This is a genomic window from Virgibacillus sp. MSJ-26 (assembly GCF_018918075.1).
Taxonomy (GTDB): domain Bacteria; phylum Bacillota; class Bacilli; order Bacillales; family Amphibacillaceae; genus MSJ-26.
On sequence record NZ_JAHLPW010000006.1, the window covers coordinates 133,212 to 146,147 of the forward strand.

Here is a 12,936-nt window from a genome sequence, read left to right on the forward strand (position 1 = left end):
GTGTTTAATTGTTTTACTTTATCAAATGATTCTTATTATAGCTTTTTAAGAAAGTGATAAAGAATTTCCAATCCCTTTATGACCGCTTTTCTTCTAATGGTTTCCCTGTTACCATGGATAGTGTATTTCTCAGACATTATCTTTCCACAGGCAGAGGATAACCCTACATAAAATGTTCCTGGCTTATGTCCCTCACTTTCGTCGGGGCCTGCAACCCCTGTAAAACTCATACCAATTTGAGTTTGTAAAAGCTCTCTCACTTGCAATGCCATTTCAGTAGCACATTCAGAGCTAACTGTTCCCTTTGATTCGATTATATCCGAAGACACGCCAAGGACATTGACTTTTATTTGTGGGCTATAAGCTATAATCCCACCCGGACAAACTTGTGAAGCACCCGAAATATTGATAATTTTTTCAGTAAACATCCCACCAGTTAGGCTTTCAGCAGCGGCAACTGTTATTTTTTTCTCTTTTAACATAGAAACAACTTTATTCTCTATAGTCTGGTATCCTGTTCCAATAAAATATTGCCCAACTTTTGATTCAATTTTTTCTTCAACATCAAGTAGCAAGTCATTTGCTTGCTTATCAGTTTCAGCTTTAACCGTGAGGCGTGCTATAATACCGTCATTTTGAGCTAAGAGGGCAATAGTAGGATTGGTCTGGTTTCGAATTAAATGTTTTAGCTCATCTTCAAGTTTTGCTTCACCTATACCAATAAAACGTAATATTTTTGATTTAATAATAACATCCTGTCCATATAAGTTTCTTAAATAAGGGATCACATCATCTTGTATCATTTGCTTCATTTCTGTTGGAACACCAGGTAAGAAGATCCACACTTTATTTAAAAAGTGTACGATCATTCCCGGAGCCATTCCGGTTTTATTTTCAAGGATTTGTGCCTTTTCAAAGACACGTGCTTGCTTTCGATTATTACTTGTCATATCCGTGCCTTGTTGTTTAAAATAATCAACAACCTTATTTAGTGAGGAATGATCCTCAATTAAGTTCAACTGACTGATTTGCTGAAATGCTTCTCTCGTTAAATCATCATCGGTTGGCCCTAAACCTCCTGTAATAATGATGACGTCTGATCGATCTCCTGCTTGCTTAAACGATTCCTGAACCCGATTAATATTATCACCGACAACACCATGGTACAATACATTAATTCCCTCATTGGCTAATTGTTGAGAGATCCATTGTGCATTGGTGTTAGCGATTTGTCCCAATAATAGTTCGGTCCCCACGGCAATAATTTCCGCATTTATATTTTTCATTAATTTGCCTCTTTCATCACATGCCAGTTTTTAACAAAATAATCATAACCAGATAAAACTGTAAAGAAGAGAGCAATATACAACATCATAGTAGCAAAGGGGAACCCTATGAATGAGAAAGGGAAATTATGGAGTAACAGGGCAGCCGTAGCTACAATCTGTGTTACTGTTTTAATTTTCCCTAATTTACTCGCTGCCAGCACAAGACCATCTCCTGCCGCCACTAACCTAAGACCCGTTACAGCAAACTCTCGACTAATTATTAGAATAACAACCCAAGCAGGCGCTAAACCCAGTTCAACTAATAAAATCAAAGCGGCTGAAACTAAAAGTTTATCGGCAAGGGGATCTAAAAACTTTCCTAAATTTGTAATTAAATTGTATTTGCGTGCATAAAAACCATCAACCCAATCCGTTGCAGCTGCAATGATGAAAAGTAGGGCGCCAAGTAAATGAGCGATGCTCAATTCAGCCTCTCCTATATCTAATAAGCCCCAATTGAATGGAACACTCATTAAAATAATAAAAATAGGGATTAATAAAATGCGTGCTAAAGTGATTTTGTTTGGTATATTCATTAATTTCATCCTCCATTGGTTAGCTTTTAAGGTATAAAGCCCTTCCCAATCTATAAAGGGAAGGGCTTTATTGGTCTATAGTAATCTTTTACTTAATATTCACCCAGAATTTTTGCACTACATTATCGTTGGGGTTTGATGGATATTCAAAATCAAGATCATTAAATTTAATATCAAGTACAGATGCATTCCCGATACTAAAATAAAGTTCTTTTTCATCACTAATATCAATCTCTTCTGGCGAATCCGCTTCACTTAAAATGCCGTAATAAAGCTGCTCATCCTGATCATTCACAATTTCCAGCCAAGTTTCTCCCCTTGACTCTAATATTAGATTTGTATCATCACTTGTATTACTTAATTCAAAAACGGTTCCAGATTGACCTTCTGAATCTTCATCAACAATTTCTATACCGAGATCACTATCATTTTCTTCTGTCTCGTCTTCTTCATCGACATCTTCATCTTCGGTATCTGCATTATCATTATTTTGATCATTGTCACTACGAGTAAATGTATTGTCACCTTGTTCTTCGTCCGTCTTAATCTCTTCATTACTCGATGATCCTTCGAACATGAAAAACCATACCGCAAAAATAACCCCTATAATCAATAAGACAACAATAACTGTTGGGATAATGGAGAACAATGCACTATTTTTCGATAAATTAGTTTCTTTTCGTGTCCTTTGCATTCTTGTATATTGTGTACTTGTCTGTTCTTCAGGCTTTGGTAAATCATCTTCATACTCTTCAAATAATTCATCAACATTAATGTTGACTGCTAATGCATATTCTTTAATAAATGCCCGAGCATAAAATCTACCTGGTAAAATATTAAAGTTTTCTTCTTCTATAGCTTGAAGGTATCTTTTTTGTATTTTGGTCGTTTCCTGCAAGCTTTCTAACGATATACCTTTCTCTTCCCTGGCCTCTTTTAATCTCGCGCCAATTCCCATAAATAACACCATCCAATTTAAAAATCGAACATTGAAAAGCCATCACCTTGATTAAATTGAGCTTTTTCTACTTCGTCGTATGTAATTTCTTCATCTTCATGACTGCGTAATTCGATAATATAATCAAAATCATCCAAATTATATTCAGTTGCTTGCACAAAAATATCGGGGTGCTCAACTACCTTAACTGCAGGTAATTGCATTATTTCTCTTATCAATTGCCAATGTTTTTCATTTGCTCTATTTTTCGACACAACTCCATCAATTATATATATATTATCTGGGCTATATTCCCCTTGTATTAATTGATTGCGAACTGTTTGTTTAAGTAGCGTGCTTGATACAAACAACCAGCGTTTATTTGCACTGACACTGGCCGCTACAATTGATTCTGTTTTACCTACTCGTGGCATTCCACGCATGCCAATTAATTTGTGACCTTCATTTTTATAAAGTTCAGCCATGAAGTCCACTAGTAAACCAAGTTCATTCCTGACAAAACGAATAATTTTTCGATTTTCAATATCACGATGAATATATTTCCCATGTCTGACCGCTAATTTATCTCTTAAATTTGGTTTTCTAAGTTTGGTAAGACGAATTGTATCCATTGTTTGTAAAATGGATCTTAACCGTGTCACTTGATCATCATATTTAGAAAGAATTAACATACCACGTTTTCCATTTTCAACACCATTAATCATTATTATATTTATTGATAACATACCTAATAAAGAAGATATATCTCCAAGTAATCCAGGACGGTTTGTTAGGATCTCATATTCAAGATACCACTCTGTTCTGTCCATAAAAATCTCCTTTATATATACAGTTTGTTTTCTTAATGTTAACGAATCATTTATATAATTGCAATTCTCATATCTATAATAAATCATTATGATGATAGTTAAAAGTAAATTCACTATTAAAGTAAAAAAATTTTTCTAAAAAAGAAGCTGCCTTGACAGCTTCTTCATTAGAGCAATTAATGAGACTGTTCGTTTTGAACTAGCTTAACCATTGAATTAGCTATCGCCTGCTGTTCTTCTTTGGAGGCAGCATTCCATAGTTCTCTTAAAACGGCGGATTCGTCGTTCTTTACATCTACATTACTTGCTAAATAATCTCCAATTTCATAAGCAACATTGGATATAGTCTGCTCGGACATTCCTTCAGATTTTGCTTGTTCTAACCTATTTGCCAAGAAGCTTTTCCATGAATCGAAGTTTTCGAGTACTGACATCATTATTCCTCCTTCAAATTATTCATATATAGTATTTAACGAACTCAAGAGTTTATACATATTTAAAGGAGGGCTGTGACTAATCACCAAGCTCCATCAATACCTATAATCTGACCGTGAATGGATTTTGAAGGCTGGTCAATTAGGAAAGATACTAAATGTGCAATTTCACTAGGCTCACCTGCCCGTTTCAAAGGAATATCTTGCAGTGTCATTTCTTTTTCTTCTTTAGAGAGCTGTTTGTTCATCTTCGTATCAATAAATCCGGGGCTTACAGCGTTCACTGAAACACCACTAACAGCGATTTCTTTTGATAATGATTTAACAAAGCTATTCTGAGCTCCTTTGACAGTCGAATATACAACTTCATTACTCGCTCCGACACTTCCCCAAATTGAAGATATAACAAGTATGCTACCAGAATTTTGTTGAATCATCGCAGGTAGTAAAAATTTTGAAATCAACATAGGTGCTTTAACATGAATTGATAACATCTTATCCATTATTTCTGCAGAAGTATCTTGAAGTAAACCATAGTAAGCATTTCCACTTGCAAAAATGAGATGATCTACTTTGAAAACAATTTCAGTTATTAATCGTTTAATATCCTGATCATCGCTTAAATCCGCTTGTATTTCAGATAAAATTAACTCAGTCCGAAGTTGAGCACGTATGTTATTGATTTTTTCTTTATTTTGATTGTAATGTAATAGTAGTTGATAACCTTCTTGGCCTAATTTTATCGCAATCGCACTACCTATATCCCCACTTGCCCCAATAATTAAAACATTACCTTTCATTCTACTTGGCCTCAATTTTGCATACTGTCAATCGGTCTTCTTCAATCCAACCTTTAAGAAATTTATCCACATCTTCACTAGTCAAATTTTGAATCATTGCGGGCAGTTCAAAAAAGTCAATTCCAAATGTATGATAATGGATATACCTGCTAGCAATAAACTCTAGTGAATTCATCCCTTGAAAAATTTGTCCAATTTTTTTCTTTTTCATGCGTTCAATATCTTTTGCTGGAATCCGACTTTCACCTGTGGAAAATAGCAATTCTTTAATCCTCTGCGAAAGGATATCAGGTTGATTGGTATTCCCTCCAATTATCGAGTAGCCAAAACTACGATCAAGATTTGTCTCATAGAAAAAGCTTGCATCAATTAAATCTTCTTCATAAAGAGTTTGATAAAACTCTCCTCCCTTAGAGAAGTAATAAGATAAAATCATTTCTTGAAGCAATTCTCTTTTTAAGAAATCTTTACCTTTTAAGTGAGAAGTCGACTCCTTGATGCCTATCGTGCATTTCGGAACGGTCACAGGCATAATAATTTTATTTTCTTTCAAAGCAGCTTCTCGAGGCTCATTAGGAATTTCACGATAAATATCTGTCATCTTCTTAAATGTTTTGTTATTTTGATTATCTTCAACTAAATCCATTATTTCCTTGGCCTCAAAGTTGCCAGTTAAAAACAAAACCATATTTTCAGGATGGTAAAAAGTATAATAACACGTGTATAAATCTTCTTTAGTAATCGCCTGGATTGACTCAACTGTACCTGCTATATCGATATTAACAGGATGGTTACGGAATAGTCCCCTTAGCGTCCCCATAAACGATTGCCAATCAGGTTGGTCATCATACATGTTAATTTCTTGGCCAATAATCCCTTTTTCTTTTTCAACCGACTCATCTGAGAAATAAGGATCTTGAACAAAATCAATCAAAGTTAAGATATTTTTCTTTACATGTTCAGTAGAAGCGAATAAATAGGCTGTTTGAGTAAAAGAAGTGAAAGCATTAGCTGATGCACCTTGTCTACTGAAATCTGCAAATACGTCTCTATCTTCTTTTTCAAATAACTTATGTTCCAAGAAATGAGCTATCCCTTCAGGTACTGTGATTTGTTCTTGTTTATCTAAAGGAATGAAAGTTTGATCGATGGATCCATAGTTTGTTGAGAATATACCATAAGTTTTGGACATCTCCAATTTAGGTAATAAAAATACCGTTAAACCATTATCAAGTTTTTTACTGTATACTGTTTCCTGCAGATTCTCATAATGTCGCTTATCCAACTGAATTCTCTCCTTCGCTCGTTAATAAATAAACAGTATCCTCATTAATTTTATTTGCTACTTCAGTAACCTCATCCTTAGTAACTTGTTTTATCCCTCTTATCAATTCATCAGGTGTTAAATCTTTTGCAGCAATAACTTGTTGATAAAGCATTTCGATTATACCTTGGGGATTATCTAAAGTCTCTAATAATTGATTAACAATTAATTCTTTTGTTTCACTTAAATCATCATTAGTAAAGTCACCTTTTTTCATAGCAATCATTTGCATCTCAATGATTTCTCTAGCCTTTTCATAGTCACCAGGGGCAATCCCACTAAAAACAATCAAAAGGCCTTTATGGCTCTCAATTCTAGAAGAAGCATAATAGGCCAAGCTATGTTTTTCCCTTACGTTTAAAAATAATTTTGAGCTAGGAAAGCTACCAAAAATGCCATTAAATACATGCAGTGCAAAATAATCATCGTCTTGAAATCTGACGTTCGTACGGTATCCAATATGCAATTTAGCTTGCTGAATAGATTGGCTTTCCGTTATTTCTTTTACTCGCTCAGCCGAATTTTTTTCCTCTTCACTAAATGAATGTAATGACGGATTGCTTGAACGATCCTTTTTGAAACGTGAGGTGAATAATTCTGTCATTGTTTCTTTATCAAAATCTCCTACAAGAAATATATCTAAGTTATCTTGCTGAATCATTTGCTTATAGTATTCATATAATTCCTCAGCAGTAAGTTGTTCTAATTCCTCCTCATAACCATGCACATGAATCCTATAACGTTCATTTTCACACATCTCATCTATTAATCGCATATTCGCGTAACTCATTTTATCATCTTCAATTGAACGTATTCTTCTCTTTAAGGTTTCTTTTTCTCTCTTGAATAACTCAGAATCAAACGCATCATCTGCTACATTTGGATTAAAGATAATCTCGTTAAAAAGATTTATGGAATCTCCTAAAATAGACGATTCATTTTTAATATAATGCTGATTAGCCACTTCAAACCTGAAACTCATTATATGATAATCACCTTTTTTTGCCCCATCAATAGATAAGGCAGCACCGTACAAATCATCGAGTTTCGCTTGAAATTCTGTGCGGCTTGGATACTCTTTAGGCCCTTGCTGAATAAGATAAGGTAGTAAGGCTCTCTTTGTCATTACCTTTTTATTTAATGGCGCTTTAAATTTAGCTACCATGTTTATAGTTTTAAATTTTTTTGTCGGTATTAAATGTAAATTATATCCGTTAATTTGGATAACTTCTTCCATGACCATAACTGTCTGAACCTCCGATTTTTTAATTATATTTTCAGATTTAGTTTGTACTCTTTTGTAATTCATAATCACTACTGATTACATTCGTTAATGTAATCACCTAAAATATGGCAACTATTAGTATGGATAGTTTATCACTAATTTTTTAAGGAATCCAATTATAATAAATGCCTAGGCTTCTGTAAGTTTAAAAAACCATTCGATACGCATAAAAAATCTGACTTACATATGTAAGCCAGATTTTGAAAATTCAATTATTATCTACTTCCTTTTATATACGGTTCACCATTTGCTTTTGGAGCTTCTGCACGTCCTATAAATCCTGCTAGAGCCAGTATTGTTAGGACATATGGAGCGATTAACAAGAACACTTGCGGAACATTTGAAAGCACTGGCACACTTGAACCGACGACACTTAAGCTTTGTGCAAGCCCAAAGAATAACGCGGCTCCCATTGCTCCTAAAGGATGCCACTTACCAAAAATAACGGCAGCGAGTGACATAAAACCTTGACCAACAATCGTTGCATGTGAAAAGTTCATAGCAATCGTCAAAGCATAAACAGAACCGCCAAGACCACCAAGTGCACCAGAAATAATAACAGCAACATAACGCATTTTATAAACGTTAATACCATTCGTATCAGCAGCCATTGGATGCTCCCCAACAGCGCGTAATCTTAGTCCAAATGGAGTTTTATAAAGAACATACCAAGCAACAAAAGCTAATATTATTGCTAAATATGAAGTAAGATAGATTCCTTTGAATAATAAAGGTCCTACTACAGGTATATCAGATAAAAATGGGATGTTTTGAGTGTAGAAAGGCACATCAACCATATCTGTTTGCCCTTTTCCGTACCATTCTTTTGTTAAAAACACGCCCAGACCAAGTGCTAAGAAGTTAATGGCAACCCCGCTCACTACCTGATCCGCCCTAAGGGAAACTGATGCAACAGCATGAATAATAGAAAATAAAGCTGATATTACCATAGCAACAAGAATAGATATCCAAGGCGTCCATCCACCGAAAACGTCAGCAAATGTTAAGTTAAAAACAATTCCAACGAACGCTCCCATGACCATTAAGCCTTCTAATCCAATATTTACTACACCGGATCGTTCACTGAATACCCCGCCTAATGCAGTAAATATTAAGGGTGCCGAAAAGAAAAGTGCCGTCGGAACAATTGAGTGCAATACATCTAACATTTATTTTTCCTCCTTTTTAAAGCGAAGAATGATCCAACGAATTAAGTAGCTTGAAGCAACAAAGAAAATGATGAGTGCAATAATAATATCAACTAACTCATTCGGCACACCAGCTTGGGTAGGCATATTTAATGCTCCAACTTTTAATCCACCAAATAACAGTGCTGCTATCACTACCCCAGGTGCAGTATTTGCTCCTAAAAGTGCTACTGCAATTCCATCGAACCCTAAGTTTGTAAAACCAGATTGTACAGACATATAACCGAATGTGCCTAATCCTTCCATAGCTCCTGCAAGACCAGCAAATGCCCCAGATATAACCATGGATAGGATAATATTACGTTTAACATTCATACCTGCATATTTCGAGGCATCTGGATTGAAACCTACTGATTTCAATTCGTACCCAAGAGTTGTTCTTTCAATAATAAACCACATGATGACCGCTACAAATAGAGCAATAAGGATACCGTAATGGAGCCGTGAAAAATCTGTTAGACTCTGTAACCATTCAGAAGAAAGGGAAGCAGAGTCAGGAACAATCTCAGTTGAATCTCGATTATCTGTCAAAACATGTCTGACTATAGCGTTCGCACTATATAGTGCAGTATAGTTGAGCATAATTGTAACAATAACTTCATGAACCCCTCTTGTCGCTTTCAATAGGCCCGGGATAAATCCCCATATTGCTCCAGCAACCGCAGCAACTATAACAGCTAAAGGTAAATGAATGATTGTTGGCAAATCAAAAGCAAGACCGACCCAGACAGCCGCAAGCCATCCTACGAACACTTGTCCTTCTGCACCAATATTGAAAAGATTAGCTCTAAATGCAAATGCTACAGCTAATCCCGTTAATATTAGTGGAGTCACTTGTCTTAAAGTTTCACCAATGAAATAACGATCTCCGAATGCTCCCTGCCATAAGGCTATATAACCTTGAATTGGATTATAGCCAAAGCCTAGCATTAAAATACCACCGGCAATTAATCCAAGTAATACCGAAATAACAGGTACTAATATATTAAATAGTCGATTAGTTGCCATTATTCAACACCTGCTTTCCCTTGATTACTACCAGCCATTAATAAACCGATTTCCTGCTCACTAGTTTCTTCAGGCTTACGCGTAGCAACTATTTTCCCATCAAACATAACAGCAATCTTATCACTTAAATCTAGTATTTCATCAAGTTCAAATGATATAAGTAAAATAGCTTTTCCTTTATCTCTTTCTTCTATCAGCCGATTGTGAATAAATTCAATTGCTCCAACATCTAAGCCACGTGTCGGTTGCGCAGCAATAAGTATGTCAGGTGATCGGTCAACTTCACGACTTATAATGGCTTTTTGTTGGTTACCTCCTGATAATGCTCGTGCCTTTGTATGGATTGTAGGAGTTCTAACATCATATTCATCTATCAACGTTTCTGCTTTCTTAAAAATCTCTTTGTAATTAAGAATAGACCATTTTGAAAATGGTTTTTGATAATATGTTTGTAAAACCATATTTTCCCCGATAGAGACATCAAGTACGAGACCATATTTGTGTCGATCTTGTGGGATATGAGCTAACCCGCTCTCTGTTACTTTCCGTGGAGAAAGATTCATTATTTCTTTATCCCTTAACTTGATGGACCCGGATTCAGATTTTGTTAAACCAGTAACAGCCTCAATTAATTCTGTTTGTCCATTTCCATCAATTCCAGCTATTCCTACAATTTCACCTGCTCTAACTTCTAAGTCTAACCCTTTTACCGCCTCTAATTTCCGACTGTCTTTTACAACAAGGTCATTAATTTTTAAAATAGTATCTTGTGGTTTCGCTTGGGATTTTTCTGTTTCAAAACTAATACTGCGCCCAACCATCATTGTCGCTAGTTCCGTAGTATTGGTGTCAGCTACGTTTACAGTTCCAATCCCCTCACCTTTTCGGATAACAGTACAACGATCACACGCACGCATAATTTCCTTTAATTTATGAGTAATAAGAATAATTGACTTTCCTTCTTTAACTAGAGATTTCATAATATCAATTAATTCATCTATTTCTTGTGGCGTCAAAACAGCTGTAGGTTCGTCTAATATTAACACATCTGCTCCCCGGTAAAGAGTTTTTAATATTTCAACGCGTTGTTGCATTCCAACAGAAATATCTCTTACTTTAGCTCGAGGGTCAACTCGTAATCCATATTGATCTGATAACTCTTGTATCTCTTTTTCTGCTTTTTTTATATTTATCTTACCGCCTACGGTTGGTTCACTTCCCAAGATTATGTTTTGAGTGACAGTAAATGTGTCGATTAACATAAAGTGTTGGTGCACCATTCCAATTCCTAAGTCATTAGCCACGTTTGGATCGGTAATTTTAACCTGTTCACCTCTGACGCGAATTTCTCCCTTTTCTGGTTGATATAATCCAAAAAGCACATTCATTAAAGTGGATTTTCCTGCACCGTTTTCTCCTAATAGAGCATGAATTTCTCCTTTTTTTAGTTGAACGGTTACATTATTATTTGCAATAATACCAGGAAATTCTTTTCTGATATCCAGCATTTCTACAACATAATCCATGCTTGGGTTCACTCCTTTTTAGTCCATTTAATAAGTGATATAAAAATAACCAAATGAAGAGACCAGAAAATTTATACAATTACTCTTCATTTGGATACTTTCAATATCATCATTTTCTAGATTGATGCTTAATTGTTTGTTTTATTAAGAGGTTGGGACAAAAATAAGTATTGGTTATTAAACGACGAACACATTTTTAAGTAAGCGTTATTCGCTTCGGAAAAATACTTCACTTTCCGTGGGAGGCTGATGAGCCCCGGGCCAACAGGATGTTGGTCATGAAGGCGTTGCGACAGGACGTTGCGAATTTAGTCTTCCATCATTCATAACGCACTGTGGGGGCGCGTCTGGCCTCATATCCCACTGGCAAGTAATTCTACGACAGCGTAACATCGCGATTTTTTCAAGGAGTCTACGTATTTTTCCTACGCTGACTTGAAAAGGTGTATATTTATATAAATATACTTTATTACGTTCGTTTTTAAATTAACTAAAATACTTATGTCCCAACCTTTTTTTACAAATTATAAATCTGCTTCAAAATCTTTTAATTCAGCATCGTTATGAGGTACCTTCACATCACCATTAATGATTTTTTCTTTCCACTCTTCCACTTCATCAATAATGTCATCTGTCATAGCGTCTTCGTTAGTTGTTGTGTATCCAACCGCATCATCAGACAGGCCTAACTCAAGAACTTCTCCGCCAGGGAATTCGCCATCCATTGATTGGTTACTTACTTCTTGTACAGCATTATCAACGCGCTTGACAACTGAAGTTAAGGTAATGTTATTACCATCAATTTCACCTTCATCGTGTTGGTCACGGTCTACACCAATTGCCCAAATTTCACGATCAGGGTCGTTTTTCTTAATGTCTTTAGCTTGAGCAAAAAGACCATTTCCTGTTCCACCTGCTGCGTGGAAAATAATGTCTCTATCTTCATTATACATGCTTGAAGCAATTAGCTTCCCATCGTCAGCAGCATCGAAAGCACCCGCATATTGAACTTTAACATCAATGTCAGGGTTAACTGATTTAGCACCTGCAACAAAACCTACTTCAAATGCTTTAATTATATCTGATTCAACTCCACCGATAAATCCTAATTTATCAGTATTAGTTTTATGAGCTGCTGCAACACCAGCTAAAAATGAACTTTCATTATCAGCAAAAGTAATACTTGCTACATTATCCCCTTCAACTACAGCGTCAACAATAGCAAAGTGGTTATCTGGATTCTGATCAGCAATTTTTCCAATTGCATCTTCTAATTTAAAACCAATACCAAATAATAGATCATAATCATCACGAACTAAGCGTGTTAAGTTTGGTAGATAGTCGGCATCAGCTTCGGATTGAGCATAATCAAATCCATCACCTTTTTCAAGACCATGTTCTTCACCCCAGGCTTGCAAGCCTTCCCAAGCAGACTGGTTAAATGATTTATCATCGACCCCACCAACATCGGTTACAAGAGCTGCCTTAAAATCAGTATCTCCGCCATCTTCCTCTGTTGCTTCATTATCCGCATTGTCTTGCCCTGCGTCCGATTCACCTTCATCATTCGACCCGCCGCAAGCTGCTAAAATAAAACCTAAACTAAGTAAAACTGTTAATAATAATATGAACTTACTTTTTCTCAAGGTAATTTCCTCCCTTATTTTGATCTAATAGATTAATTGAACATTCACTTAATATTCCCAGGATCACCTCCTTC

General features: G+C 35.6%; 12 protein-coding genes. All 12 read right to left on the minus strand.

The genetic code is table 11. The annotated features are described in order from the left end of the window. Positions 1 to 35: 35 nt before the first annotated feature. Entirely contained in the window at positions 36 to 1,286 is a 1,251-nt protein-coding gene (locus KQI49_RS07665; RefSeq protein WP_216487782.1) for a competence/damage-inducible protein A, read from the minus strand. Then, complete coding sequence (gene pgsA, locus KQI49_RS07670) at positions 1,286 to 1,864, minus strand: CDP-diacylglycerol--glycerol-3-phosphate 3-phosphatidyltransferase (RefSeq protein ID WP_216487783.1); 579 nt, start codon at positions 1,862 to 1,864, stop codon at positions 1,286 to 1,288. The genes KQI49_RS07665 and pgsA overlap by 1 nt, the downstream gene beginning before the upstream one ends. 88 nt (positions 1,865 to 1,952) lie before the next feature. Next, entirely contained in the window at positions 1,953 to 2,822 is an 870-nt protein-coding gene (locus KQI49_RS07675; RefSeq protein WP_216487784.1) for a helix-turn-helix domain-containing protein, read from the minus strand. Positions 2,823 to 2,839: 17 nt separating this feature from the next. Beyond that, positions 2,840 to 3,631, minus strand: coding sequence for a DUF3388 domain-containing protein (locus KQI49_RS07680; protein ID WP_216487785.1), 792 nt, complete (start codon positions 3,629 to 3,631; stop codon positions 2,840 to 2,842). A 176-nt stretch (positions 3,632 to 3,807) separates the two neighbouring features. Next, complete coding sequence (locus tag KQI49_RS07685; protein WP_216487786.1) at positions 3,808 to 4,065, minus strand: DUF3243 domain-containing protein; 258 nt, start codon at positions 4,063 to 4,065, stop codon at positions 3,808 to 3,810. A gap of 83 nt (positions 4,066 to 4,148) precedes the next feature. Next, the gene (gene ymfI, locus KQI49_RS07690) at positions 4,149 to 4,865 is read right to left on the minus strand and encodes an elongation factor P 5-aminopentanone reductase (RefSeq protein ID WP_216487787.1); all 717 of its coding nucleotides are present in this window, start codon (positions 4,863 to 4,865) and stop codon (positions 4,149 to 4,151) included. 1 nt (position 4,866) lies between these two features. Further along, positions 4,867 to 6,150: an EF-P 5-aminopentanol modification-associated protein YfmH gene (gene yfmH, locus KQI49_RS07695; RefSeq protein WP_216487788.1), complete on the minus strand. Its 1,284-nt coding sequence runs from the start codon at positions 6,148 to 6,150 to the stop codon at positions 4,867 to 4,869. Further along, a complete protein-coding gene (gene yfmF, locus KQI49_RS07700) occupies positions 6,143 to 7,432 on the minus strand; it encodes an EF-P 5-aminopentanol modification-associated protein YfmF (RefSeq protein WP_216487789.1) in 1,290 nt (429 codons plus the stop codon). The genes yfmH and yfmF overlap by 8 nt, the downstream gene beginning before the upstream one ends. Positions 7,433 to 7,689: 257 nt before the next feature. Then, complete coding sequence (locus KQI49_RS07705) at positions 7,690 to 8,643, minus strand: ABC transporter permease (RefSeq protein WP_216487790.1); 954 nt, start codon at positions 8,641 to 8,643, stop codon at positions 7,690 to 7,692. Next, positions 8,644 to 9,690 carry an ABC transporter permease gene (locus tag KQI49_RS07710; RefSeq protein WP_216487791.1) on the minus strand — a complete coding sequence of 349 codons (1,047 nt, stop codon included), beginning with the start codon at positions 9,688 to 9,690 and terminating at the stop codon, positions 8,644 to 8,646. After that, positions 9,690 to 11,216, minus strand: a complete 1,527-nt coding sequence (locus tag KQI49_RS07715; protein ID WP_216487792.1) for an ABC transporter ATP-binding protein — start codon at positions 11,214 to 11,216, stop codon at positions 9,690 to 9,692. Before KQI49_RS07715 ends, KQI49_RS07710 begins: the two co-directional genes overlap by 1 nt. Before the next feature lie 524 nt (positions 11,217 to 11,740). Next, a complete protein-coding gene (locus tag KQI49_RS07720; protein ID WP_216487793.1) occupies positions 11,741 to 12,862 on the minus strand; it encodes a BMP family lipoprotein in 1,122 nt (373 codons plus the stop codon). Positions 12,863 to 12,936 lie beyond the last annotated feature (74 nt).

What these genes read in the sequence shown, in the direction of transcription:
- KQI49_RS07705 (WP_216487790.1), bottom strand. Translation starts at nt 8,643, where the DNA reads ATGTTAGATGTATTGCACTCAATTGTTCCGACGGCACTTTTCTTTTCG.
- yfmF (WP_216487789.1), bottom strand. Translation starts at nt 7,432, where the DNA reads ATGGTCATGGAAGAAGTTATCCAAATTAACGGATATAATTTACATTTA.
- KQI49_RS07680 (WP_216487785.1), bottom strand. Translation starts at nt 3,631, where the DNA reads ATGGACAGAACAGAGTGGTATCTTGAATATGAGATCCTAACAAACCGT.
- ymfI (WP_216487787.1), bottom strand. Translation starts at nt 4,865, where the DNA reads ATGAAAGGTAATGTTTTAATTATTGGGGCAAGTGGGGATATAGGTAGT.
- KQI49_RS07715 (WP_216487792.1), bottom strand. Translation starts at nt 11,216, where the DNA reads ATGGATTATGTTGTAGAAATGCTGGATATCAGAAAAGAATTTCCTGGT.
- KQI49_RS07685 (WP_216487786.1), bottom strand. Translation starts at nt 4,065, where the DNA reads ATGTCAGTACTCGAAAACTTCGATTCATGGAAAAGCTTCTTGGCAAAT.
- pgsA (WP_216487783.1), bottom strand. Translation starts at nt 1,864, where the DNA reads ATGAATATACCAAACAAAATCACTTTAGCACGCATTTTATTAATCCCT.
- KQI49_RS07665 (WP_216487782.1), bottom strand. Translation starts at nt 1,286, where the DNA reads ATGAAAAATATAAATGCGGAAATTATTGCCGTGGGGACCGAACTATTA.
- KQI49_RS07710 (WP_216487791.1), bottom strand. Translation starts at nt 9,690, where the DNA reads ATGGCAACTAATCGACTATTTAATATATTAGTACCTGTTATTTCGGTA.
- KQI49_RS07675 (WP_216487784.1), bottom strand. Translation starts at nt 2,822, where the DNA reads ATGGGAATTGGCGCGAGATTAAAAGAGGCCAGGGAAGAGAAAGGTATA.